Below are 23766 nucleotides of genomic sequence, written 5' to 3' on the forward strand. Positions count from 1 at the left end.
CGCTGCCGCCCTATTTCGCCCAAGGCCTTGACCGACGCTTGGCTTGGCTGCCGTGCGGATCGTCGATGACCACAGCGTATTTATTTGGCTTCGGACCAGCCGCAGGCCTTAACTTTCGCAGCGTGGGTTTTTACATCCGAGGGGTCTGCAAACGATCGACGCTTGAGGAGGCTCCCTTGCAGCAGCCAGATGACATAGCCGCCCGCCGATTGGGCATTCTCATCGAGCAATATGTGGAAGCGCGTAAAAAGCGCTATGACTATGTGTCGACCGAGCAGGCCTATCGGGCCATCCGGCAGGTCCTCAAACCCGCCATTCCCGATCGCGAGCTCGACGACATGGTCGCCTCACTTGCCGTCAAGAACGGCCTGGCGGTCGTCTTCGATCGTCAAACCAAAGCATCGGCCGATGATGTTCCGAGGCCAAGCCCCTAGATCGACGCACATCTGCCGGCGCCGGGCGCCATATCAACGCGGGGCCAAACGCATCGTTCGGCCCCGCATCGATGTGCATCGCCGGAGGAACCTGCGACACACCTGCGCCGTGGGCCTGTGTGCCGCAAGCCGACGGGCGTGGCGGCTTCAAGCGGCGGTGCTGACCTGGCCCGGCTCGAGGATCGACTTGACCTTGTCGGCGACGGCGCGTCCCAGATCGGCGTTGTTTGCGGCGGTGAAATGAATTCCGTCGACACCGTCCGTGGTGAGGTAATCGCCGGCATTGAGGAAATCGATCTTCATGAAATCCGCCATCGCCTTGTACTGCCTGGCCAGGTCCCTGGATTTTTCGTGCCCGCCGCCGAACATGCCCTCGAACCATGGATCGGGCATCGGGGTCAGCGGCGGCGGCGCAATGACCAGCGCCTTGGGGGCCGGATAAGGGGTGCCGATGCCGCCGGCACTGGTCAGGATCTGCCCGACCAGTTTCGCCATTCCATTGGCGATCTCATAAGGCGTCCGGCGGAAATAGGACTTGGTGTCGTTGGTGCCGAGCATGACGATGACCAGGTCCAGCGGCAGATGGCTGGCGATGGCCGAGGGCAGGTAATTGGCGCCGTTCAGGCGCGGATCGTTGGGGTCGTCGAGACATGTCGTGCGCGCGCTCAGGCCTTCCTCGATGATGTGGTAGCCCCCTCCCAGCGCCGCCGCCATCACACCGGTCCAGCGCTGGTCATAGGGGTAGCGGTAGGTCGGCGACCCCTCCTTGACCGGAACCCAGCCCCAGGTCAGCGAGTCGCCGTAGCACATGATGTTTTTTGGCGGTGACATCCATGTTTCTCCATCTGTTTGCAATTGTCTGAACGCGTTGATTTGTCAGTCCCGGCGAACGCCGGTCGGCTTGCTTTTCGCCGTCTCAGGTCAGGGGTTTCGCACCCGCACTCCGTAGAAGATCGCGGCACCCAGGATGATGACGCCCTGCGCGATAAGCTTGCCAGGCTCGTCGATGCCGAGCACGGTCATCACCACGAACAGCAGCGCAAAGCACAACGCCCCGAAGAAAGGTCCCCAGACGCCACCGTCGCCGCGACCGAAGACGACGCCGCCGAGGATCGTTGCCGCGACCGCCAGGATCGGCAGGTCGAGGCCGACACGGACGCTGCCGACGGCGATCGAACCGGTCTGCACCAGGGCCGCGATCGCCGCGATCAGGCCGGCGAGCGTGTGCGCAAGGATCACCGTGCGCTGGACCGGCACGCCGGAAAAATGCGCGGCTTCGGCATTCTCCCCGACCGAGGCGACGTAGCGGCCAAAGACGGTCCGCGACAGCAGCAGCCACACCAAAGCGGTCAGCAGGACCCAGAACAGCACCGGCGTCGGAACCGACAGGAATTTCGTGTTGTAGAGGTCGTTGAACAGCTTCGGCACATCGCCGGGCGGATTGCCGCTCGACAGGAACTGCACCAGCCCGACCAGGATGATGCTGACCGCCAGCGTGACGATGACCGCCGACACCCGCCGGCTCCCTATCATGAAGCCGTTGAACAGGCCGATGGCGAGGCCGGTGGCGAGCGCCAGCACGACGAAGAAAGGCATCGACGCGCCGGGGAAAGTGCCCGACGAAATGAAATAGTTGATGAGCAGGATGATGCCGCCGCCGGAAAGGTCGATCGACTTCACCCGCATGACGACGAGCTGCCCCAGAACCAGGATGCCGAGCGGGACGATCTGCCTGACGAAGATACCCATGATGTTGAGGTTGAGCATGTTCGGCCGTGCGATCCACAGCGTGACCAGCAGCACGAGGAAGACAAAATAGGACGGCGGTATGCGCAGCAGGCGCCGGGCGATCGGATTTGCGAGAACGGCAGCCATCTTTCAGAGCCCCATCTTCTTGCGGGATTGCAGCCCGACCACCGCCAGCAGGATGCCGCCCTTGATCGCGGTCTGGACGAACGGCGAGACGTTGGCGAGGTTCATGCCATTGGCCAGCAGCGCCATGACCAGCGCGCCGATCACGGTGCCGTGCAGGCTGCCTATGCCACCGGAAAGCTGGGTGCCTCCAAGCGCCACGGCGGTGACGGTATCGAGTTCGAAAAGCAGCCCGACATTCGGATCGCCCGACACGATGCGCCCGGCCAGGAAGACACCGGCAACGGCTGCGAAACAGGAACAGATCACATAGGCGAGGATGATGTTGCGGCGGTCGGAGACGCCGAAATTGCGGGCAGCACTCTCGGCGCCGGACGCGATGCCGCCGCCGATCGCAAACAGATGCAGCCCATACCGGGATCCGTAGAGCAGTTTCCACGCTGCCAGGATCACGACGATGCCCCAGAAAACCGGATAGGGAATGCCGAGGAAACTGCCCGAGACGGCATCGATGACGATCTCCGGCACCGTGCCGCCGGAGATGGGCCGCAGGATGCGCGTGATGCCGAGCACGATGTACTGCGTCGACAGCGTCGCGATGATCGGATGGACGTTGAAACGGGTGATCGCCAGACCGTTGATCAGCCCGATGACTGCCGCCAGCACGAAGACCGCCGGGATCAACACAATCGCTGGCTGGTCGAGCGCCAGCACCGCGGTGGTGAAGCTGATGACCGAGCCGACCGACAGGTCGAGCCCGCCGATGAGCACGACGACGAGCTGTCCGATCGCCGCGATGATCAGCGGCATCGCCTGGGCAACCAGGTTGAAGAGGTTTTCGGCCGTGGCGAACTGCGTCGTCTCGACGGTGAGCCACAGCGAAATGAGCAAGGCGACCAGCAGCGGCAGGCCCCACAGGCCCTGCCGCGTGTTCCGGCCATTCAGGATGTTGAAAACCGAACGAACCATGGCAGGCCCCTAATGCTGGCGCGTGGAGCCGCCCATGAGGGCCGCGTCGAGAATCTTGTGTTCGCTCGCCTGCGCTGCCAGCATTTCGGCCACGATCGTGTCGTGATGGACGACGTAGATGCGGTCGCAGAGCCCGATCAGCTCGATCGTCTCGCGCGAGAGCACCAGCACCGCGCCGCCCTTCGCGGTGAAGTCCCGCAGAAGATGGTAGATCTCGGACTTGGCGCCGATGTCGACGCCGCGCGTCGGCTCTTCGACCAGCAGAAGATCGAGATCGGCGGCAAGGTAGCGGCCGAGCAGAACCTTTTGCTGGTTGCCGCCCGACAGCGAACCGACCGCAGCCGACAGGCCCGCCGCCTTTATGTTCATGACCTCCATCATGCGGGCGATGACGTTTCGATATGGCCGCGCCGGCGCAAGTTCAGGGCGCCTCGAATGCAATCCGATGGCGATGTTGTGGGCGATCGGCAAAGCGAGGAAGAGCCCCTCTTCCTTGCGGTCCTCGGGAACGAAGCCGACCTTCAGCTGCTGCAAATACCGAACGCCCGCCGACGCCGGGAGCGGCATCTTCAGCGCCTTGCCGTTGATGGAAATCGTCCCGGCGAAGGGATGGTAGCGGCCAATCAGCGATCGCAGGAAGCGCTGCTGGCCCTGCCCTTCCAGCCCGGCCAGGGCGACGATCTCGCCCTTGTGCAAAGTCAGCGACAGCGGCTGCGATGTCTCGGTGATCTTGAGGTTTTCGACGCGCAGTATCTCATCGCCTACATCGCCCGTACGATCGGGAAAAAGGTCCTGGAGTTCGCGTCCGACCATCATGGCGATGAGTTCGTCGGTGGTGATCTCGGGCACCGTCCTTGTGCCGACCAGTGCGCCATCCTTCAGCACCGTCACCGTGTCGCACAACTCGAAGATCTCCTCCATGCGATGCGAGATGTAGACGATGGCTTTTCCCTTGTCGCGCAGCCGGCGGATGTTGCGGTTGAGCACATCGACATCGGCCGCGTTGAGAGCCGCCGTCGGCTCATCGAGGATGAGCACGCTGGCGTCGGCCTGGATGCAATGCGCGATCTCGACGAATTGCCGCTCGGCGATCGTCAGGCTGGAAACGAGTTGCGACGGGTCGAGCGTGAGGCCGAGTTCGCCAAGCGCCCTGGCGGTCTGGCTTTTCATCGCGGGATAGTCGATCGAGCCAAACCGGGTCGTCGGCTCCCGGCCGAGAAACATGTTCTCGGCGATCGACAGATTGGGCAGCAGCGAATGCTCCTGGAAAACGGTCGAAATGCCGGCATCGAGCGCGGCGCGCGGCGACTTCAAATCGAGCTTCTCGCCGCTCATGAAGATCTCGCCGGAATCGGGCTGATGCACGCCCGCCAGAATCTTCATCAACGTCGATTTGCCGGCACCGTTCTCGCCCATCAGGGCGTGGACGCTGCCCGCCTTGAGGTCCAGGGAAACGGAGTGGAGCGCCTTGCTCCCTCCGAATGCCTTCGAAATGTGGGACATCTCGACAAGATTGGTCACGAAACCCTCGAACGAACCGGATTCAACACATGGAACGGCCTGCGGGGAATGTTTGTCCACTCCCCGCCAGCCACGGCGCCGTCACTTCTTGCCGTAGTATTCCTTGAGCTTGTCTTCCGGCAGTTCGCTTGGCCACCAGACATTGGCGGTCAGGTCGTCGCGATAGTATTTCTTGGCCTTGTCCTGGTCCCATCCGTCGGGATTGTAGACATAGCGCTTGTAGAGCTGCTTGCCTTCCAGAAGGGCAACGGCAGCGCGCACGCCGGCAGCGCCCTGGGCGGGACTGTATTCCGGAGAGATCGACTTGAACCCATCCGTAATCCACTGGCCGAAATAGCCATTGTTGCCCTCGCCCGAAATCGGCGGAATGGGTGTGCCGAACTGCTTGAAGACATCGACGCAGGCGCGCGTCATGTCGGCACCGGACGACCAGATGCCGTCGACCTGCGGATTGTTCAGATAGAGCGTCTCGCACAGCTTCTTGGCCTTGTCGTACTGCCAGTCGCCATGCTCCTCGGCAATGATCTGCACATGCGTGCCCTTGAGCGATTCCAGGAGGCCGTTGTAGCGGTTGGTGTCTTCCGGATGGCCGGCCAGGCCACGCAGGACCCAGATCTTGCCGTTGTCGCCGACGGTCTTCACCAGCCAGTCGCCCATGACCTTGCCGAAGTGCTCGGCGCCGCCCTGGATTTCGGTGGTGTAGGCGTCGGAATCGATACGCCCTGTGTGAAGGATGACCGGGATGCCGGCGGCGACCGCCTTGGCGATGCTGGCATTGGCCGACGTGCTGGTCACCGGTTGAACGATGATGGCGTCGACATGCTGTGCGATCAGGTCCTCGATATCGGCCACCTGCTTCTTCTGGTCGAAGCCGGCATCGAGCAGGATGAATTTCGAGATGCGCTTGTCCTTGGCCGCGGCGTTCTCCGCCTCATGCGCCACCTGCACCGTCCAGGTGTTTGCGTTGACACCGAAGTCGCTCATGCCGATGACCCAAGGCGGGTCCTTCTTGAACGCACCGGCGGCGGTCATGCGCGTGTCGTCGGGGCGCGGCGCCACGCCGTCCATCAGCTTGACGTCTTGCGCATGCGCCAGGGACGTCACGGCAAGCGTGGACGCAACGAGCATCCCCAGGCCGACGGTTTTCAGCAATCCTAACATTGAACACTCCTCCTTGTGGTTGCTCCGGCCTACAAATTCGTATGGCCACGAGACGCTCTCCCAATGCATGCCCCCGTCACAAACCGACCGATGCGCGCAATTCTCCCGCCCCCGAACACATGCGTGTCGAAGCCCAACTTCTGCTGGACGATGATGACGGTCGAGAACTCCTCCGGGCACTTTAGAAGCACAGCGGATTCGCCCTGTCAATAGTTAGTCAGGTTGAATGACTATTCCCTTGCTTGCCTTTCGCCGCTCCACTATCCATCATGAATGGCGCTCGCCGGCTTCGGCGCGCAGTCTGTCCCGGCGGGAAAAACATGCGATCAGTCTTGTGCTACGGCGACTCCAACACGCACGGCCAGATCCCCGGCAGGGGGCCGCTCGAGCGCTATGGTCCGGGTGAACGCTGGCCGGGCATATTGCGTTCTCAGCTGGGCCCTGACTGGTATGTCATCGAGGAGGGATTGAGCGGCCGCACCACCGTCCACGACGACCCGATCGAGGGCGCCCACAAGAACGGCCGAACCTATCTTCGTCCTTGCCTGCAGAGCCATGCGACGCTCGACCTCGTCATCATCATGCTCGGCACCAACGATCTGAAGATCCGCTTCAACAAGCCGCCGTCGGAAGTGGCGATGGGGATCGGCTGCCTGGTCTATGACATCAAGGAGCTGGCGCCAGGTCCGGGCGGCTCGACGCCCGAGATCATGATCGTGGCGCCGCCGCCGATGCAGGACGACGTCAAGGAATGGAAGTCCATCTTCGCCGGCGCACCCGAGAAATCGCGCCTGCTGGCGCTCGAATTCGAAGTCCTGGCGGACTCGCTCGAACTGCACTTTTTCGATGCCGGCTCGGTGGTGTCGTGCAGCGAGGCGGACGGCTTTCACATCGATGCCGAGGCGCACAGATTGCTGGGCGCCGCGCTCGCCCGCGCGGTCGATGCCATCGGCTGGAGCCGCTCGACATGAGCAACCATACCGCCGCCAGGCAACGCGCTCTTACCGACGGGGCGACCTTTGCCTGACATGAGATTCGCACCACCCAATCCCTTGCGCATCGCCGATCGTGCGAGCGGGCTGAATGCATTGAGCGTCCGCAGCTACAACGAGCGGCTGGTGCTATCCCTGCTGCTTCAGAACGAAGGCATTTCGCGGATGGAAATCGGCGAGAAGACCGGCCTGTCGGCGCAGACGGCTTCGGTCATCGTTCGCTCGCTCGAGCAGGAGGGCCTGGTCTCGCAGGGCGAGGCGCAGCGCGGCCGCGTCGGGCCGCCGACGATCCCGCTTTCACTCAACCCGGAGGGCGCCTATGCGGTTGGCGTCGGCTTCAGCCGGCGCAGGATCGACATCGCGCTCATCGACTTCATCGGCACGGTGCGCTTCCACACGCAGTTGCCGGCGGATGAAGCCAATCCGTTTCCGCAAAGCAGCGATCTGTTCGGCGCGATCGGGCAAGCCATGACCAGCCTGCCGGTCGAGGCGCGCAGCCGGGTTGCCGGCATCGGCCTGGCGGTTCCCGACGATGTCGACACGATGGCTGCAACCCGCAACGGATCGAGCACCTCGCTGAAAGCCTTGCAGGCCGAGATCGAGGAACAGATCAAGCTGCCGGTTTTCGTGCAGAACGACATCACCGCGGCAGCCGGCGGCGAGAGCATGTTCGGCGTCGCAAAACCGCTCAACGACTATCTGTTCTTCTATCTCGGAGCACGGCTGCAGAGCAGGCTCATCCTCAACCACCAGATCTACAAGGGAAGCTCCAGCGCCAGCTTCGATCACGGCCTGATGCGCCTGGAGAGCGAATTGGCCATGCGCGGGCGCCCATCCGAAATCATCTGGAGCAGCAGCCCTGAGTGGCCCGATCTGGGCGAGGCCTACAGCGCATGGCTGGGCGAGTGTTCCGACCGCCTGAAAGCGTCGATCTCCGCGCTGACCCAGTTTGTCGAGTTCAGGACGGTCGTCCTGTCCAGCTATGCGCCGCAAAAGATTGCCGAGGCCTTGTGCGACGACATCGGCCGGGAATTCCCCGGCATCGAAGCGCTGCCGGCGCGCGTCACCATCAGCCCGAAGGCCGTCGGCGCGGCAAGCCTGCCATTCAGTTCGCGCTTCATGATCCAGTGATCGAGCTGAACCGGGTTGCCGGTCGGCCGATCATGCCCTCTGCAGGTCCATCGATGATTTTCAGGTGACCAGGCGAATCCGCTTGCCAGGACGCCCCACTTAATAGCATGTTAAGTGAACCCTGAGATCGCCATGAAAATCGCTGCGGATCACGCACTCAACGACAATGCCGCGACCAGCGCCGAAGCGCGCCGCTCGACGGTATTGGGCGATCGGATCAAGGCCTATCGCACCACGCGGCGCCTGACGCTGCGCCAGCTCGGCGACATGATCGGCACCACCGCCAGTTTCCTAAGCCAGCTCGAGCGCGGCCTTTCCGGCGCCAACACCAGCACGCTGATGCTGATTGCCAATGCGCTCGGCATCAGCCTCGCCGATCTTTTCGACGAATGCGAAGTGTCGCCGCACGCGGTGCTGACACGCAGCGAGCGGCCGGCGCTGCCGACCAGCGAAGGCTACCGCAAGACGCTGCTGTCGCGCCGGCCGATCCGCGAGATGGAAGTCTATTGCGGCGAGTTCGCCGTCGGCGGCTCGACCGGCGACGTGCCCTACACGCACGGCAACGCGAGCGAGATGTTCCTCGTGCTGCGCGGACGCGTGCAACTGACGCTCGGCGAGGAGAGCTTCACCCTCGAAGAGGGCGATAGCATCGAATATTCGACCTCGACGCCCCACCGGACGATCAATGTCGGCGATACGGTGGCCGAAGTGCTGTGGATCATTGCGCCGCCGACCAGCGGCGCCGTCGACCTCGACCAATATGTAGCCCGGAAAACGCTCGCGCCCGGCCTACCAAAATCAAACAGCGAGCCATCGGAGGGTTAGAAAATGGGAAGCAGATCAAGATTGGCCGGGTTCGTCGGCGCCGCCGCACTGGCCTTGCTTGCGGCCGCCGCTCACGCGCAGAACGCACCGCCGGCCGGGACCGTGGTGGACGGCTCGCTGAAGGGAAAGACGCTGACCTTCGTCTCCTATGGCGGCATCTACCAGGACGGCCAGGTCGCCGCCCTCAAGGAATTCGTCGACAAGAGCGGCGTCAAGCTTTTGAACGACGGGCCGACCGAAATCGCCAAGCTCCAGGCGCAGGTCGAATCAGGCAATGTGACCTGGGATGTCGTCGATACGGACGATTTTCCGCCCTTCGTGCATTGCGGAAAACTGTTCCAGAAGCTGGATTTGACCAAGCTCGACATCTCGCACATCCCGCCCGGACAGGTCGGCGAGTGCAGCGTGCCGGCGATGAACTACGGCATGGTCCTGATGTACAAGAACGACACGTACAAGGACAATCCGCCGAAGGACTGGAAGGACTTCTTCGACGCCGCGAAATTTCCCGGCACCCGCGCCATCGACGGCAGCGGCAGCCCGCTCGGCGGTCTGATCGAACAGGCCATCCTGGCAGACGGCGGCAAGGTCGACGCCATGACGCCGGCCGACATCGACAAGGGCATCGCCAAGATCAAGGCGATCGGTCCCGACACCATCTTCTGGAAGACGGGCGCAGAATCCCAGCAGCTCGCCGAATCCGGCGAGGCCGACATGATCATCATGTGGACCGGCCGCGCCATGACGGCGGTCAAGAACGGCGCTGCCTACACGCCGGTGTGGAAGGACTGGCTGGTCGTCATGGACCAGCTGACCATCCCGGTCGGCGCCAAGGATACCGACGCTTCCTACGCGCTGATCAACGCCTATCTCGGCAAGAAGTCGCAGGAGATCCTGACCGAGCAGACCTCCTACTCGCCGATCAACAACGAGGCACAGCCGAAGGTCGACGCATCCGTCGCCGCCTTTCTGACCAACACGCCGGACCACGCCAAGCTCGGCTATCAGCAGAACATCAAGTTCTGGGTCGCCAACTTCGCCGCCGCGTCCGACAAGTGGACAGCGCTGATGGCCGGCAACTGAGCCGGCTACCGCTGAGGTGACGGCGTGAGCCAGACATCGCATACGCCGACGGCCGGGGGTGATCATCCTCGGCCGCCAGGTGCCGTGCGGGCGCCGCAGCGGCGCCCGCACCTTGCTGCCTATCCTTCGCTGCTGGCGATGCCCGCCTTGGCTTTGCTCATCGCCGCGATGGGCTATCCCTTGCTGACCGTCACGCTGCGCAGCTTCTCGGACCCATCTTGGGGCTTGCAGAACTATGTCTGGTTCTTTTCCACCCCGGTGAACGTCACCGTCCTGTGGCGCACCTTTTCCATCGCAGCCTGGGTCACCATCGTTTGCGTCATCGCCGCCTACCCCTATGCCTATCTCATGACGGCGGTCGGACCGCGCCTGCGGCTGGTCCTCATCCTGTGCGTTTTGGTGCCGTTCTGGGTCAGCGGCGTGGTGCGCACCCTGGCCTGGGTCATCCTGCTGCAGGATTCCGGCATCATCAATTCGGTCATCAGGCTGCTCGGCTTTGACGGCGTGAAGCTGATCCGCACGCAGACTGGCGTCGTCATCGGCATGGCGCAGGTGCTGCTGCCGTTCATGATCCTGCCGCTCTATTCGGTCATGCGAGGCATCGATCTGCGCCTCGTGCAGGCGGCGCGCAGCCTTGGTGCGCGCCCGACACGCGCCTTCCTGCAAATCTATCTGCCGCTGTCGCTGCCCGGCGTTTTCGCCGGCGCCATCATCGTCTTCATCCTGTCGCTCGGCTTCTACATCACGCCTGCCCTGCTCGGCGGCCCGCGCAGCACCATGCTGTCGACGCTGGTGCAGAGCCAGGTGCTCAGCCTGCTCAACTGGGGCCGCGGCGGCGCCATGGGCGTCGTGCTGCTGGTCGCGACCTTCGTGCTTCTGGCGCTCGCCGCCCCGCTGATGCGCCAGCGCCACAAGCAGGCGTCCAGATCATGAGACTGGCACCATCCCGCCTTCTGCTCGGTCTGTTCTGCCTGCTGGTCGCCGTCTGGCTGGTGATGCCGACGCTGGTCATCATCCCGATGTCATTCAACGAGAAGAAGTCGCTCGCTTTCCCGCCCTCCGGTTTCTCCTGGCAATGGTACGAGAATTTCTTCACCAACCCCGATTGGCTGTCGAGCTTCTTCAATTCGCTGAGGGTCGCGGGCCTCGTCGCCGTCGCCGCCACGCTGATCGGCACGCTGGCGTCGCTCGGCCTCAGCCGCATGAAACATTCCGGCGCCGGCCTGCTGCGCGCCATCCTGATCACGCCGATGATCGTGCCCGGCGTGGTGTTGGCGATCGGCATCTATGCCGTTTACCTTGATTACCAGCTCGTCGGCACCACCACCGGCTTCGTAATCGCACATACGATGCTGGCGATCCCCTTCGTCATCATCGCCGTGTCGGCAAGCCTCGAAGTCTTCGACGCGCGGCTGGAGACGGCGGCGGCAAGCCTCGGCGCCAACCGCTTCACCACATTCCGCACCGTGACCTTGCCGCTGATCGCGCCCGGCATCCTGTCCGGGCTTTTGTTTGCCTTCGTCACCTCCTTCGATGAGATCATCGTCGCGCTGTTCATCACCAGTCCCTACCTGAAGACCTTGCCGGTGCAGATCTTCACCAGCATCACCCGCGACGCCGATCCGACGGTGACGGCCGTCGGAACCATCATCTTCATTGCCACGACGCTGATTATCAGCGCCGGGCTGATCATCAGCTCGAAATCGACGAGGAGTTGAGATGACTGCGAGGAAACGCGGCGCGGCCATCGACATCAGGGGCGCAACCAAGCGCTACGGCAATTTCACCGCACTCGACGATGTCAGCCTGCATATCGAGCCGGGCGAGTTCATGACGCTGCTCGGCCCCAGCGGCTCGGGCAAGACCACGACGCTCAACGTCGTGGCGGGCTTCACCGACCTCACCTCCGGCGACCTCGCCGTCGGCGGCAAAAGCATCGTCGCCCTGCCGGCCCACAAGCGCAACATCGGCGTTGTCTTCCAGCACTACGCGCTGTTTCCGCATATGACGGTCGGCAAGAACGTCGCCTATCCCCTCACCTTGCGCGGCATGGACAAGCAGGCGCGCGACCGTCTCGTCGTGCGCGCGCTGGACATGGTCAAGATGGCCGACTTCGCGCATCGCTATCCCTCCGAACTTTCCGGCGGCCAGCAGCAGCGCGTGGCGCTGGCGCGCGCCATCGTCTTCGATCCGCCGCTGCTGTTGATGGACGAACCGCTCGGCGCGCTCGACAAGAAACTGCGCGAATGGCTGCAACTGGAGATCAAGCGCATCCATCGCGAACTCGGCACCACCTTCGTCTATGTGACGCACGACCAGGAAGAGGCGCTGGTCCTGTCCGACCGCATCGCCGTCTTCAATCAGGGCCGCATCGAACAGGTCGGAACCGGCCGCCAGCTCTACGACGAGCCGACGACCCTGTTCGTGGCCAAGTTCATCGGCGAATCGACCAGTTTGCGTGGCACCGCCCTGACGTCCGGAAGCGAAACCAGCCTGACGATCGCCGGCCAGAAGATCGTGGCCAACGGCAAGCTCGCCAGCGGCAGCAAACCGGTGGTCCTGCTGCGGCCGGAGAAGCTTTCGCTTGCCGGCACCAACACGCCTCCCGCCGCCGGGCAGAACAGCCTCACCGGTCAAGTCAGCGAGGCGATCTATCTGGGCTCCGGCTCGAAATACCAGGTGACGTTGCGCGACGGCTCGGTCGCCATCGTACGCTCGTCGCTGGAAGCCACACCGTTCTCGATTGGTGACACGGTCGATCTGCGCTGGTCGGTCGTCGATGCAAAACTTCTTGCCGACGACGATCGCGCCGACATGACGATGACCTGACCGCTCTTTCCCCGCAGGATTTTTAGACATGGACGCCAAAGTCAACGGCAACGTCTCGTTCTGGTATGCCGACATCGGCCTGCCGGCCTATCGCGCGCCGCTTCCGGGCGATCTCGAAGCCGATGTCTGCATCGTCGGCGCCGGCTACACCGGCCTGTGGACGGCTTATTACCTGAAGAAGGCCGATCCATCGATCCGCATCGCCATCGTCGAGCGGGAGTTCGCCGGCTTCGGCGCGTCGGGCCGCAATGGCGGCTGGCTGTCCGGCGGCTTCAGCTGGTCGCGCGAGAAATATCTGCAGACCTCGACGCGCGGCGCTGTCATCGACATGGAAACGGCCATGCATGGCACGGTCGACGAAGTGATCAAGGTGACCGAAGCCGAAGGCATCGATGCCGACATCCGTCGCGTCGACAATCTGACGGTGGCGACCAACCCGCCGCAGCTCGAACGGATCAACGCCGCCTATGCCGATGCGATCGGCTGGAGCGTGCCGAGCGAGCGTGTCAGCCTGATCGGCCAGGCAGAGGCCAAGGCCCGCATCAACATCAGGAATGTGCTTGGCGGTTATATCCACCACGGCACCGCGCGTGTGCAGCCGGCCAAGCTGGTGCGCGGCCTGTCCGAAGCCGTCGAGCGGCTCGGTGTGCCGATCTACGAGCAGACCACCGTGACCGGCATCGAGAAGGGCAAGGTCACGACGAACCGCGGCACCGTGCGCGCGCCGATCATCATCCGTGCCACGGAAGGGTTCACGGCCGGCATACCAGGCAATGAACGGCTCTGGCTGCCGCTCAACAGCGCACAGATCATCACCGAGCCGCTGCCGCAATCACTGTGGGACGAGATCGGCTGGGAGGGCCATGAGCTTCTGGGCGACTCCGCGCACGCCTATTGCTATGCGCAGCGCACCAGGGAAGGCCGCATCACCATGGGCGGACGCGGCGTACCCTATCGTTACGGCTCGCAAACGGATGTGCGCGGCCAAACGCAGCAGGCGACGATCGAAAGCCTGCACGCGATCCTCACCCGGCTGCTGCCGCAGACTGCGAAGCTTCGCATCGACCACGCCTGGTGCGGCGTGCTGGGCGTGCCGCGCGACTGGTGCACGACGGCAGGGCTCGATCTTGAAACCGGCATCGGCTGGGCCGGCGGTTATGTCGGGCTCGGCGTCTCGAGTTCCAACCTTTCGGGCCGCACGCTGCGCGACCTTATCCTGCGCCGCGACACCGAACTGACCCGCCTGCCCTGGGTCAACCGAAAGGTCAGCAAATGGGAGCCCGAGCCGATGCGCTGGCTCGGCGTCCACTCGATGTATCAGCTCTATCGCGTTGCCGACGAGCGCGAGGAAGCGGGCCTCCAGCACACGTCGAAACTGGCCGCGATCGCCGACCGCATCACAGGACATTGAGAGACTGCCATGACCGACTTCCAGACCTTCGCCCACCTCGCCTCCATCGACCTCGGCGAGCCTGAGCCCAAGCCGACCTCGATCAGCGGCGATCAGTTCGAAGCCTCGACGACGCTGTGGACCTCGCCGGATGGCGCACTGGAAGTCGGCGTCTGGGAGTGCACGCCGGGCCGCTTCACGGCCTCGCGCGAGACCAATTCCGAAACCTGCCACATCGTGTCAGGCCGGGTCTCGCTGCATGGTCCCGATGGCCGCAGCGAGGACGTCGGTCCGGGCGAAATGCTGGTGCTGCCGAAAGGCTGGAAAGGCGAATGGACGATCCACGAGAAAACGCGCAAGCTCTATATCCTGCACTTCGAAGCGTGAGCCGGCTGGAACAGCCGCTACTCGTCGTCTGAACGATCACCCCCGGTAACGATCGGCTTGCCTTCTATCACACGCCGCAAGGCGTCGTTGATGCGGTCCTGCCAGCCGGGACCGTCCTCCTGGAAATGGTCCAGCACGGCGCGGTCGATCCGGATCGAAACAAGTTCCCTGACGCCTGGAGCGGCCAACGGCTCACGAATAGGAGCAACCGGCTTCTTGATTGGCTTGAAAGCCGCTTCGGCGGCCGTCATCGGATTTGTCGGTCGGCGCGGAGGATTTGCCATTGGATGACCCTGACTGAGGATGATTCGTGCGCGACGTAGCACGCCTGAGCCACCATAGCCCAACCAGCACCGTCGCGCAGGCCCCTTTGGTCAGGACGATCACTCGGCTGCTTGGAGGCTCTGTGCGTCGATGATGACCCTGATCTCGGCGCGGCAGGAGCCGCAATTCGTGCCGGCATTCAGGGCCGCGCCGATTGCCGCGACGCTGCCGCAGCCGCGGCGTACCGCTTCCGCGATCTGGTTGGCGCCAACGCCGAAGCAGGAGCAGACGATGGCGCCGCGATCGACGTCGATCCCGCCCGGCCGCCCGGCCACGATCGCCAGCCTGCTGCGCCGATCAACATGATCGGCGCTCAGTTGTTCCGCCGCCCAGCCGCGCGACACGGCGACCGGGCCGGGCGCGACGAACAAGGCGCCTGACAGTTGGTCGTCGTCGAAGGCGGCGATGCGGTGCTGGCCGGCGTCGCGGTCGTGATAAGCTGATATTTCGGCACCCAATGACGTACCGAACAGCGACCCGGCAAAGCCCGCCCAGTCGATGTCGTCATCGGCAAAGGCAAGCTCGACCCGCCAGCCGCCCTTGCACTTGGCCACGGCCCAGTAGGGCGTAGTATTAGGCTCCGGCCGCTGCCGGGCCACCGCAAAGCCAAAGGCCTTTGCCGCGAATTTCTCGATGCGGACGGCGACATGTTTCAGCGCCGGCTGACCGGAAATGGGATCGGTCAGCGGCGCGGTCAGCGTGTCGAGCCGGCCCTTTGCCGAGAACTGATCGGTCCAGTGCATCGGCGCAAACAGGCTGCCCTGGCGCTGGCGCGCCGTCACCAGCGCGCGCACCAGCACATCACCGCGCGGGCTGGAAACGCGCGCTATGTCGGCGTCACCGATGCCGAAGCGCTGCGCATCCGCCGGGTGGATTTCGACGAAGGGCTCGGCGATGTGCTGCGAAAGCCGCGGGCTTTTCCCCGTCCGCGTCATGGTGTGCCAATGGTCGCGGATGCGGCCGGTGTTGAGGATCAGCGGATAATCGGGGCTGGTGCGGATTTCCGTGGTGGGACGGATGGCGATGAAGCGCGCCTTGCGGTCGGGTGTGAAGAAGTTGCCGTTGGCGAAGAAGCGAGCCTGGAGCCCAGTCGTGCCGACCCCTTCTGGCCAACCTCCAGCTTGAGCGCCCCCCTCTGGCCTGCCGGCCATCTCCCCCTCAAGGGGGGAGATTGGCAGCTTCGCCGACTGCTTTCGCTTTGCGACGTTGTGAATTGGCGAGGACGGCCATGACAGCCGATCTTCCCCCTTGAGGGGGAGATGGCCGGCAGGCCAGAGGGGGGCGCCTTGGCTCGGCGCTGGCCATTGGAACGGCTCAAGCGCCTTATATCCCTCCGCATCAACCCCGGCATAAGCCCCGATGTCGAAATCCCGCGCACCATCATTCTCGAACCCCGACAGCGCGGCATGCTCGGCAAACACCTCCGCCGGCGACGCGTAGGAAAACGCCTCACCAAACCCCATCCGTTTGCCCACCTCGGCAACAATCCGCCAGTCAGGCAGCGCATCTCCGGGCACGCGCAAAAACGCGCGCTGGCGCGACACACGGCGTTCGGAATTGGTGACGGTGCCATCCTTCTCGCCCCAGGCGGCGGCGGGCAGCCGGACATGGGCGTGGCGGACGGTATCGGTGCGGGCCAGCACGTCCGACACCACCACGAACGGGCACGCCTTGATCGCCGCTTCGACGGCATCGGCGTCCGGCATCGAATCGACCGGGTTGGTGGCCATGATCCACAGCGCTTTGATGTGCCCGTCGGCAACCGCCTTGAACATCTCGACTGCCTTCAGGCCGGGCTTTCCGGCAACGGCCGGCGCGTTCCAGAAGCGCTGCACGCGGTCGCGATGATCGGGGTTTTCGATCTCCATATGGGCGGCCAGCATGTTGGCCATGCCGCCGACCTCGCGCCCGCCCATGGCGTTGGGCTGGCCGGTCACCGAAAACGGCCCTGCGCCGGGCTTGCCGATGCGGCCGGTGGCGAGATGACAGTTGATGATGGCGTTGACCTTGTCGGTGCCCGAAGACGACTGGTTCACCCCTTGGCTGTAGACGGTCACGGTCTTGGAGGTCGCCGCGAACAGGCTGTAGAACCGGTCAAGCTCGTCCTCGCTCAGGCCCGTGGCGGCGGCGACGCCGACCAGGTCGAGCGCCGAGGCGGCGAAAAGCGCTTGCCCGAAGCCCGTCGTGTGCGTCGTGATATAGGTGCGGTCGAGCGCATTGTGCTGGCCGAGATAGGCGAGCAGGCCAGTGAACAAAGCGATGTCGCCATCCGGCGCGATCGCCAGATGCATATCGGCAATGTCAGCGGTCATGGTGCGACGCGGGTCGACCAGCACGATCTTCATCTCCGGCCGCTTTTCCCGGGCAGCCGCGATGCGCTGGTAGAGCACCGGATGGCACCAGGCGAGATTGGAGCCGACCAGCACGATCAGGTCGGCAAGCTCCAGATCATCATAGGTTCCGGGCACGGTGTCGGAGCCGAAAGCGCGGCGGTGGCCGGCGACCGAAGAGGCCATGCACAGGCGCGAATTGGTGTCGATGTTGGCGGAGCCGACAAAGCCCTTCATCAGCTTGTTGGCGACGTAGTAGTCCTCGGTCAGCAACTGGCCGGAGACATAGAAGGCGACCGCATCGGGCCCGTGCTCGGCAATGGTTTGCGAGAAGGTCGAGGCGACGAGGTCGAGCGCCTCGTCCCAGCCGGCGCGGCGGCCGTGGATCTCCGGATGAAGCAGCCTGCCGTCGAGATCGATGGTCTCGGCCAGTGCCGAGCCCTTGGAGCAGAGCCGGCCGAAATTGGCCGGGTGGTCGGGATCGCCGCGCACGGACACTTGCCCGTCCGCGGCGACCTTCGCCAGCACGCCGCAGCCCACCCCGCAATAGGGGCAGGTGGTCCTCACCTCGCGCGCTTCATCGATCTCCATGGGGTCAGGCCGCGCGGCTGGCCAGCGCTTCCAGCGCAATGAACAGATGCTCGCCTTCGATCCGCACCGGAATGGTGCGCACCGCGCCCTCGTCGGCGCCGAGCGCCTTGCCCGTTTCCAGCGAAATCACCCAATTGTGCAAGGGACAGGTCACCGCCGTGCCGTGCACGATGCCCTGGCTGAGCGGTCCGCCTCTGTGCGGGCAATGGTCGTCGATGGCGTAGACCTGATCGTCCTGGGTGCGGAAGACCGCGATTTTTCCTTCCGGCGTGGCGACGCAGCGCGCGCCGCGGCGAGGGATGTCGGAGAGAGAGCCTATCGATATCCAGTTCATGACGCTCACTCCGCCGCCTGCGCAAAACCGACCGAGGCCATTGGCCGGAATTCGTGCTTGTCCTTGCCGGAAACGCGTTCGGACCACGGGTCGACCTGGGCGAATTTCTGGCTGAAGACGAAGCGCTCGTAATAGGCCTTGCGCTTGTCGCCATCGTCCATGATCTGGCGCTTGATCTCGGGGATGCCGATGCGCTTGGCCCATTTGTAGATGCGCTCGAGGTAGCGGCCCTGCTCGCGGTACATCTGCGTCAGCGCCACGATATGCTCCAGCGCCTCGTCCTCGGTTCTGACCAGGCCGAGTACTTCGGTGCCCTTGATGTCGAGGCCGGCCGCGCCGGCAAAATGGATCTCGTAGCCGGAGTCGACGCAGATGACGCCGACATCCTTGCAGGTCGCCTCGGCGCAATTCCTGGGGCAACCCGACACCGCCATCTTGACCTTGGCCGGCGTCCACGAGCCCCACATGAATTTTTCGATGCGGATGCCGAGGCCCGTCGAATCCTGCGTGCCGAAGCGGCACCAGTCCGAGCCGACGCAGGTCTTCACCGTGCGCAACCCCTTGGCATAGGCGTGGCCGGAGACGAAGCCGGCCTGGCCGAGATCGGCCCACACCGCCGGCAGGTCTTCCTTGCGGATGCCGAGCATGTCGATGCGCTGGCCGCCGGTGACCTTGACCATCGGGATTTCAAACTTGTCGACAACGTCGGCGATGGCGCGCAGTTCAGCGGCATTGGTCACCCCGCCCCACATGCGCGGCACCACCGAATAGGTGCCATCCTTCTGGATGTTGGCGTGGACGCGCTCGTTGATGAAGCGCGACTGGTAGTCGTCGGCGTAGTCGTCCGGCCAGTCGCAGACGAGATAGTAATTGAGCGCCGGCCGGCATTTGGCGCAGCCGCAGGAGGTCGTCCATTCCAGTTCCTGCATGACGGCGGGAATGGTCTTCAGGCGCTTGGCGATGATCAGCCGGCGGACCTCGTCATGGCCGAGCGTCGTGCAGCCGCACATCGGCTGCACCGCCGCTGGATTGTATTTGTCGCCGATGGTCAGCACCATCAGCTTCTCGACCAGCCCGGTGCAGGAGCCGCAGGAGGCCGACGCCTTGGTGTGGGCGCGCACGTCGTCGAGCGAGGTCAGGCCCTTGGCCGTGATCGCGCCGGTGATCTTCCCCTTGCAAACGCCGTTGCAGCCGCAGATCTCCGCATCATCCGGCAAGGCTGCAACGGCCGCCATAGGGTCCAGCGGGGCACCCCCCTGGTAGGACTGGCCGAAGATAAGCGTATCGCGCATCTCCGATATGTCGGTCTGCTTCTTCTTCAGGTCGTTGAACCAGGCGCCGTCGGCCGTCTCGCCATAGAGCACGGTGCCGATGATGCGGTCGTCCTTCAGCACCAGCCGCTTGTAGACGCCGGCCGAAGCATCGCGCAGCACGATCTCCTGGCGGTCGTCACCATCGGCGAAGTCGCCGAGCGAGAACAGGTCGATGCCGGTGACCTTGAGCTTGGTCGGCGTGTCCATATGGACGAAGGCCGCCGCTTCGTTGCCGGCAAGCTGGCTGGCTGTGACGCGCGCCATCTCGTAGAGCGGCGCGACGAGACCATAGACCTGGCCGTTGACCTCGGCACATTCGCCGAGCGCGTAGATGTCGGGATCGTTGCTGCGCATGCCGGCATCGACGACGATGCCCCTGTTGACGGCGATGCCGGCCTGTTTGGCCAGCGCCGAATTCGGCCTGATGCCGACGGCCATCACCACAAGCGTTGCTGGGATAATGGTGCCGTCAGCAAGTTCCACCTGCCCGACCTTGCCGTTGCCGGTGATCGCCTGGGTGTTAGCCTTGGTGATGACCTTGATGCCGCGCTGCTCCACCGCGCGCTGCAAGAGATAGCCGGCGGCCGGATCGAGCTGGCGCTCCATCAAGGTCGGCATGACATGCAGCACGGTGACGTCCATGCCTTGCGCGTTGAGGCCCGCCGCCGCTTCCAGACCCAGCAGGCCGCCGCCGATGACCACCGCCTTGGCGCGCGACTGGGCAGCGAGCATCATCGCCTGCACGTCGTCGAGATCGCGATAGGTCAGCACGCCCGGCAGGTCATGGCCCGGCACCGGAATGATGAACGGTACCGAGCCGGTGGCGATGACGAGCTTGTCGTAGGGCTCGGTGACGCCGTGATCCGAGGTGACGGTCTTCGCCGTCCGGTCGATGGCAACGATCTTATGGCCCTTGTAGAGGGTGATGTTGTTGGCGATGTACCAGCCGTCGCCATGGATGATGATCTCCTCATAGGCCTTCTCGCCCGACAGCACCGGCGACAGCATGATGCGGTCGTAATTGACGCGCGGCTCGGCGTTGAAGATGGTGACGGTGTAGCGGCCCGGAGCCTGTTCCAGCAGGTGCTCCAGCATGCGCCCGGGGGCCATGCCATTGCCGATGATGACAAGTCTTTCGCTCATGGTGCTACTCCGCGGCTTCGACGAAGCGGTGGCGTTCGTAGAGGAACTTCAGAACCGCCTCGCGGCAGCGCAGGAAGGTCCGGTCGGAAGAGAGTTCGACGCGCCGGCGCGGCCGCGCCAGCGGCACGGCAAGCACTTCGCCGATGGTCGCCGCCGGACCGTTGGTCATCATGACGATGCGGTCGGAGAGCAGCACCGCCTCGTCGACGTCATGGGTGATCATGATCGTCGTCGAGCCGAGCCTGGAATGGATGTCCATCACCGCGTCCTGCAGATGGGCCCGCGTCAGCGCATCGAGCGCGCCGAACGGCTCGTCGAGCAGCAGGATCTTCGGCTCCATCGCCAGCGCCCGGGCGATGCCGACGCGCTGCTTCATGCCCCCGGAGATTTCCGCCGGGCGCTTGTCCTTGGCATGCGCCATCTGCACGAGGTCGAGATTGCGCATGATCCAGTCATGCCGCTCGACTTTGCTCTTCGAACGGCCGAAGACCTTCGACACCGCCAGGTTGATGTTTTCGTAGACGGTCAGCCACGGCAGCAGCGAGTGGTTCTGGAACACCACGGCGCGTTCCGGTCCAGGGCTGTCGACCTCCTTGTCCTCGAGCAGCACGGCGCCGGCCGACACCTTGGTCAGCCCGGCGATCAGATTGAGCAGGGTCGACTTGCCGCAGCCGGAATGGCCGATGATGGAGACGAATTCGCCCTTGTCGATGGTCAGCCTGATGTCCTTCAACACCTCGCTGACCTGGGCACCACGCGTGAAGGATTTGTCGATATGGTCGAGCTTCAGATAGGCCGTCATCGCCCCTCTCCTCACTTTGCTGTTGTGCCGCGGGTGACGAAGGCGCCGACCGCCGCGACCAGCCGGTCGAGGCAGAAGCCGGTGACGCCGATATAGGCGAGCGCGACGATGATGTCGGGCAGCCGCGACGAGTTCCACGCATCCCAGATGAAGAAGCCGATGCCGACGCCGCCAGTCAGCATTTCAGCCGCGACGATGGCGAGCCAGGACAGGCCGATGCCGATCCTCAAGCCGGTGAAGATGTAAGGCGCGGCGGCCGGCACCATGATCTTGACGAAGAATTCGAACTGGTTGAGCCGCAGGATGCGCGAGACGTTGCGGTAGTCCTCGGGAATGTTGCGCACGCCGACCGCGGTGTTGATGATGATTGGCCAGATCGAGGTGATGAAGATGACGAAGATCGCCGACGGGCTGGAATCACGGAACGCCGCCAGCGACAGCGGCAGCCAGGCCAGCGGCGGCACCGTGCGCAGGATCTGGAACACCGGGTCGAGGCCGCGCATCGCCCAGATCGACTGGCCGACCAGCGCACCGAGCGCGACGCCGACGACCGCCGCCAGGCCGAAGCCGACGGCGACGCGCTGCAGCGAGATCAGCACGCGCCAGGCCAGACCTATATCCTGCGGGCCATTGTCGAAGAACGGATGCGCTATCAGGTCGTAGGCCTCGTTCCACACCTGGGTCGGCGGCGGCAGGCTCGATGTCGGCGACGAACAGGCGATCTGCCAGACGACCAGCATCAGCGCGATGACGATGATGGGCGGCACCAGCGCGCTCGCCAGTTTGCCGGCGATGGCGAGCGGCTCGAAGCGGCGCCGTGCCTTGGCAGTGAAGGCGATGACCTCCGCCGGCTTGGCGGGAAAGGCCTTCACCTTGGTGTCCTCGATAGTCTGGATCGACATGTCTGGGGAAAACTCCTTGGGGGCAGGTAGTGATCGCAAGCGGCGCATGCGCGCCGCTTGCGATCAGGCTACGCCGATGCCTTGATCTTCAGGCTGTCGAGATAGGCGGACGGGTTGGCCGGATCGAAAATCTTGCCGTCGAAGAAGGTCTCGACGCCGCGCGACGACGACGCCGGAACGTCGGCTGCCGCGACGCCGAGATCCTTGGCCGCCTCGCGCCACAGATCCTCGCGGTTGACCTGGTCGACCAGCGCGTTGATGTCGGTGGTCGGCGCCAACTTGCCCCAGCGGATGTTCTCGGCAAGGAACCACGCATCATGGCTCTTGAACGGATAGGAGACGCCGCCCTTCCAGAACTTCATGGAGAGATCGGTGCCGTTGGCGACGCGGCCATTGCCATAGTTGATGTCGCCCTTGAGGCGGCCGATGATGTCGGCGACGGGCACGTTCATCCATTGCCGCTTGCCGATGATGGCGGCCATCTCGTCCTTGTTCTCGGTGGCCTCGCACCATTGCTGCGCTTCCATGACGGCCATCAGGATCGCCTTGGTGGCCTTCGGATATTTCTCGATGAATTCGGCGCGCAGGCCGAGCGCCTTTTCGGGATGGCCCTTCCACAATTCGCCTGTCGTGGCGGCGGTGAAGCCGACGCCCTGATGGACGAGTTGCTCGTTCCACGGCTCGCCGACGCAGAACACGTCCATATTGCCGACCTTCATGTTGGCCACCATCTGCGGCGGCGGCACGACAATGGTCGAGACGTCCTTGTCGGGATCGATGCCGCCGGCGGCCAGCCAATAGCGCAGCCACAGATCATGCGTACCGCCCGGGAAGGTCATGGCGGCCTTGATTTCCTTGCCGGTCGCCTTCTTGGCAGCGAAGGCGTCTTTCAGCTTCGAGGCGTCGAGGCCGACACCGGTGCCGGCATATTCCTGGGCGACCGAAATGCCCTGGCAGTCGTAGTTGAGCCGAGCCACGATCGCCATCGGCATCGGCTGGTTGTTCTGCGTCACCTTGCCGGTGTGCATGAGGTAAGGCAGCGGTGTCAGGATATGAGCGCCGTCGATGCCGTTGGCCGCGCCGCCGAGCATCAGATTGTCGCGTGTCGCACCCCAGGAGGCCTGCTTGAGCACCTCGACATCGGGCATGCCGAACTTGGCGAACAGCCCCTTCTCCTTGGCGATCATCAGCGGGGCCGCATCGGTGAGGGCAATGAAGCCGAGCTTGGCGCCGGTGACCTCCGGAGTGGCGGTCGCGGCATAGGCGCCGGAAGGGAAGAGCTTGCGGACCGCCACGAACAGGCCGGCCGTCATCGCGCTGCTGACCAGAAAATCGCGGCGCGTCATGTCTTTGAGGGTCGTTCCAGTCCTGATCCGTTTCGTCATCGTCGTCTCCGGTTGGGCGCGGCTTGGGATCCGCGTCGTCGATTGCGT

Annotated in this window: 22 protein-coding genes; 10 read left to right on the plus strand and 12 right to left on the minus strand. The window is 64.1% G+C overall.

Features of this window, described 5'->3' with window-relative positions; all coding sequences use genetic code 11:
• Positions 1-65 precede the first annotated feature (65 nt).
• Positions 66-434: a hypothetical protein gene (locus AC0L2D_RS04780; RefSeq protein WP_224620654.1), complete on the plus strand. Its 369-nt coding sequence runs from the start codon at positions 66-68 to the stop codon at positions 432-434.
• A gap of 147 nt (positions 435-581) precedes the next feature.
• Here the strand turns inward: AC0L2D_RS04780 and AC0L2D_RS04785 are convergent, their stop codons facing one another.
• The 5 genes from AC0L2D_RS04785 to AC0L2D_RS04805 all read right to left on the minus strand — a co-directional run bounded on the left by AC0L2D_RS04785 (position 582) and on the right by AC0L2D_RS04805 (position 5924).
• The gene (locus AC0L2D_RS04785) at positions 582-1265 is read right to left on the minus strand and encodes an SGNH/GDSL hydrolase family protein (protein ID WP_013530477.1); all 684 of its coding nucleotides are present in this window, start codon (positions 1263-1265) and stop codon (positions 582-584) included.
• A 90-nt stretch (positions 1266-1355) separates the two neighbouring features.
• Entirely contained in the window at positions 1356-2309 is a 954-nt protein-coding gene (locus AC0L2D_RS04790) for an ABC transporter permease (RefSeq protein WP_473540480.1), read from the minus strand.
• 3 nt (positions 2310-2312) lie between these two features.
• Entirely contained in the window at positions 2313-3275 is a 963-nt protein-coding gene (locus AC0L2D_RS04795; RefSeq protein WP_473540481.1) for an ABC transporter permease, read from the minus strand.
• Between the two features lie 9 nt (positions 3276-3284).
• The gene (locus AC0L2D_RS04800; RefSeq protein WP_473540482.1) at positions 3285-4796 is read right to left on the minus strand and encodes a sugar ABC transporter ATP-binding protein; all 1512 of its coding nucleotides are present in this window, start codon (positions 4794-4796) and stop codon (positions 3285-3287) included.
• Positions 4797-4877: 81 nt separating this feature from the next.
• On the minus strand, positions 4878-5924 hold the full coding sequence (locus AC0L2D_RS04805; RefSeq protein ID WP_395316698.1) for a substrate-binding domain-containing protein: 1047 nt from the start codon (positions 5922-5924) through the stop codon (positions 4878-4880).
• 353 nt (positions 5925-6277) lie between these two features.
• Here AC0L2D_RS04805 and AC0L2D_RS04810 point away from each other — a divergent pair, with 353 nt between their 5' ends.
• The 9 genes from AC0L2D_RS04810 (at position 6278) to AC0L2D_RS04850 (ending at position 14594) form a co-directional block, all read left to right on the plus strand.
• A complete protein-coding gene (locus AC0L2D_RS04810; RefSeq protein WP_064992538.1) occupies positions 6278-6928 on the plus strand; it encodes an SGNH/GDSL hydrolase family protein in 651 nt (216 codons plus the stop codon).
• Between the two features lie 57 nt (positions 6929-6985).
• Positions 6986-8080 carry an ROK family transcriptional regulator gene (locus AC0L2D_RS04815; protein ID WP_064992539.1) on the plus strand — a complete coding sequence of 365 codons (1095 nt, stop codon included), beginning with the start codon at positions 6986-6988 and terminating at the stop codon, positions 8078-8080.
• Positions 8081-8212: 132 nt separating this feature from the next.
• The gene (locus tag AC0L2D_RS04820; protein ID WP_024503956.1) at positions 8213-8905 is read left to right on the plus strand and encodes a helix-turn-helix domain-containing protein; all 693 of its coding nucleotides are present in this window, start codon (positions 8213-8215) and stop codon (positions 8903-8905) included.
• 3 nt (positions 8906-8908) lie between these two features.
• Positions 8909-9988: an extracellular solute-binding protein gene (locus tag AC0L2D_RS04825; protein WP_275952525.1), complete on the plus strand. Its 1080-nt coding sequence runs from the start codon at positions 8909-8911 to the stop codon at positions 9986-9988.
• A gap of 24 nt (positions 9989-10012) precedes the next feature.
• Positions 10013-10921 (plus strand): ABC transporter permease, encoded by a 909-nt coding sequence (locus AC0L2D_RS04830; RefSeq protein WP_473540483.1) that lies wholly within the window; start codon positions 10013-10015, stop codon positions 10919-10921.
• The gene (locus AC0L2D_RS04835; RefSeq protein WP_027160917.1) at positions 10918-11706 is read left to right on the plus strand and encodes an ABC transporter permease; all 789 of its coding nucleotides are present in this window, start codon (positions 10918-10920) and stop codon (positions 11704-11706) included. Before AC0L2D_RS04830 ends, AC0L2D_RS04835 begins: the two co-directional genes overlap by 4 nt.
• 1 nt (position 11707) lies before the next feature.
• Entirely contained in the window at positions 11708-12817 is a 1110-nt protein-coding gene (locus tag AC0L2D_RS04840) for an ABC transporter ATP-binding protein (protein WP_473540484.1), read from the plus strand.
• A gap of 28 nt (positions 12818-12845) precedes the next feature.
• Positions 12846-14228, plus strand: coding sequence for an NAD(P)/FAD-dependent oxidoreductase (locus AC0L2D_RS04845; protein WP_473540485.1), 1383 nt, complete (start codon positions 12846-12848; stop codon positions 14226-14228).
• A 9-nt stretch (positions 14229-14237) separates the two neighbouring features.
• Positions 14238-14594 (plus strand): cupin domain-containing protein, encoded by a 357-nt coding sequence (locus tag AC0L2D_RS04850; RefSeq protein ID WP_013530464.1) that lies wholly within the window; start codon positions 14238-14240, stop codon positions 14592-14594.
• 17 nt (positions 14595-14611) lie between these two features.
• On the opposite strand, the gene AC0L2D_RS04855 is transcribed toward AC0L2D_RS04850, so the two are convergent.
• From AC0L2D_RS04855 to AC0L2D_RS04885, 7 genes are all read right to left on the minus strand, one after another.
• Positions 14612-14878, minus strand: coding sequence for a BrnA antitoxin family protein (locus tag AC0L2D_RS04855; RefSeq protein WP_275952521.1), 267 nt, complete (start codon positions 14876-14878; stop codon positions 14612-14614).
• 99 nt (positions 14879-14977) lie between these two features.
• Positions 14978-17839 carry a nitrate reductase gene (locus tag AC0L2D_RS04860; RefSeq protein WP_473540486.1) on the minus strand — a complete coding sequence of 954 codons (2862 nt, stop codon included), beginning with the start codon at positions 17837-17839 and terminating at the stop codon, positions 14978-14980.
• 4 nt (positions 17840-17843) lie between these two features.
• A complete protein-coding gene (nirD, locus tag AC0L2D_RS04865) occupies positions 17844-18173 on the minus strand; it encodes a nitrite reductase small subunit NirD (protein WP_024503964.1) in 330 nt (109 codons plus the stop codon).
• 5 nt (positions 18174-18178) lie between these two features.
• Positions 18179-20629: a nitrite reductase large subunit NirB gene (gene nirB / locus AC0L2D_RS04870; RefSeq protein WP_473540487.1), complete on the minus strand. Its 2451-nt coding sequence runs from the start codon at positions 20627-20629 to the stop codon at positions 18179-18181.
• A gap of 4 nt (positions 20630-20633) precedes the next feature.
• Positions 20634-21431 (minus strand): ABC transporter ATP-binding protein, encoded by a 798-nt coding sequence (locus AC0L2D_RS04875; RefSeq protein WP_013530459.1) that lies wholly within the window; start codon positions 21429-21431, stop codon positions 20634-20636.
• 11 nt (positions 21432-21442) lie between these two features.
• The gene (ntrB, locus tag AC0L2D_RS04880; RefSeq protein ID WP_013530458.1) at positions 21443-22333 is read right to left on the minus strand and encodes a nitrate ABC transporter permease; all 891 of its coding nucleotides are present in this window, start codon (positions 22331-22333) and stop codon (positions 21443-21445) included.
• A gap of 68 nt (positions 22334-22401) precedes the next feature.
• A complete protein-coding gene (locus AC0L2D_RS04885; RefSeq protein ID WP_473540488.1) occupies positions 22402-23718 on the minus strand; it encodes a CmpA/NrtA family ABC transporter substrate-binding protein in 1317 nt (438 codons plus the stop codon).
• Positions 23719-23766: the final 48 nt, after the last annotated feature.

Source organism: Mesorhizobium sp. WSM4833, from assembly GCF_055811095.1.

What these genes read in the sequence shown, in the direction of transcription:
- AC0L2D_RS04795 (WP_473540481.1), bottom strand. Translation starts at nt 3,275, where the DNA reads ATGGTTCGTTCGGTTTTCAACATCCTGAATGGCCGGAACACGCGGCAG.
- nirD (WP_024503964.1), bottom strand. Translation starts at nt 18,173, where the DNA reads ATGAACTGGATATCGATAGGCTCTCTCTCCGACATCCCTCGCCGCGGC.
- AC0L2D_RS04820 (WP_024503956.1), top strand. Translation starts at nt 8,213, where the DNA reads ATGAAAATCGCTGCGGATCACGCACTCAACGACAATGCCGCGACCAGC.
- AC0L2D_RS04785 (WP_013530477.1), bottom strand. Translation starts at nt 1,265, where the DNA reads ATGTCACCGCCAAAAAACATCATGTGCTACGGCGACTCGCTGACCTGG.
- AC0L2D_RS04815 (WP_064992539.1), top strand. Translation starts at nt 6,986, where the DNA reads ATGAGATTCGCACCACCCAATCCCTTGCGCATCGCCGATCGTGCGAGC.
- AC0L2D_RS04835 (WP_027160917.1), top strand. Translation starts at nt 10,918, where the DNA reads ATGAGACTGGCACCATCCCGCCTTCTGCTCGGTCTGTTCTGCCTGCTG.
- ntrB (WP_013530458.1), bottom strand. Translation starts at nt 22,333, where the DNA reads ATGTCGATCCAGACTATCGAGGACACCAAGGTGAAGGCCTTTCCCGCC.
- AC0L2D_RS04845 (WP_473540485.1), top strand. Translation starts at nt 12,846, where the DNA reads ATGGACGCCAAAGTCAACGGCAACGTCTCGTTCTGGTATGCCGACATC.
- AC0L2D_RS04805 (WP_395316698.1), bottom strand. Translation starts at nt 5,924, where the DNA reads ATGCTCGTTGCGTCCACGCTTGCCGTGACGTCCCTGGCGCATGCGCAA.
- AC0L2D_RS04855 (WP_275952521.1), bottom strand. Translation starts at nt 14,878, where the DNA reads ATGGCAAATCCTCCGCGCCGACCGACAAATCCGATGACGGCCGCCGAA.
- AC0L2D_RS04850 (WP_013530464.1), top strand. Translation starts at nt 14,238, where the DNA reads ATGACCGACTTCCAGACCTTCGCCCACCTCGCCTCCATCGACCTCGGC.
- AC0L2D_RS04790 (WP_473540480.1), bottom strand. Translation starts at nt 2,309, where the DNA reads ATGGCTGCCGTTCTCGCAAATCCGATCGCCCGGCGCCTGCTGCGCATA.
- AC0L2D_RS04860 (WP_473540486.1), bottom strand. Translation starts at nt 17,839, where the DNA reads ATGGAGATCGATGAAGCGCGCGAGGTGAGGACCACCTGCCCCTATTGC.
- AC0L2D_RS04885 (WP_473540488.1), bottom strand. Translation starts at nt 23,718, where the DNA reads ATGACGAAACGGATCAGGACTGGAACGACCCTCAAAGACATGACGCGC.
- nirB (WP_473540487.1), bottom strand. Translation starts at nt 20,629, where the DNA reads ATGAGCGAAAGACTTGTCATCATCGGCAATGGCATGGCCCCCGGGCGC.
- AC0L2D_RS04810 (WP_064992538.1), top strand. Translation starts at nt 6,278, where the DNA reads ATGCGATCAGTCTTGTGCTACGGCGACTCCAACACGCACGGCCAGATC.
- AC0L2D_RS04840 (WP_473540484.1), top strand. Translation starts at nt 11,708, where the DNA reads ATGACTGCGAGGAAACGCGGCGCGGCCATCGACATCAGGGGCGCAACC.
- AC0L2D_RS04825 (WP_275952525.1), top strand. Translation starts at nt 8,909, where the DNA reads ATGGGAAGCAGATCAAGATTGGCCGGGTTCGTCGGCGCCGCCGCACTG.
- AC0L2D_RS04780 (WP_224620654.1), top strand. Translation starts at nt 66, where the DNA reads ATGACCACAGCGTATTTATTTGGCTTCGGACCAGCCGCAGGCCTTAAC.
- AC0L2D_RS04875 (WP_013530459.1), bottom strand. Translation starts at nt 21,431, where the DNA reads ATGACGGCCTATCTGAAGCTCGACCATATCGACAAATCCTTCACGCGT.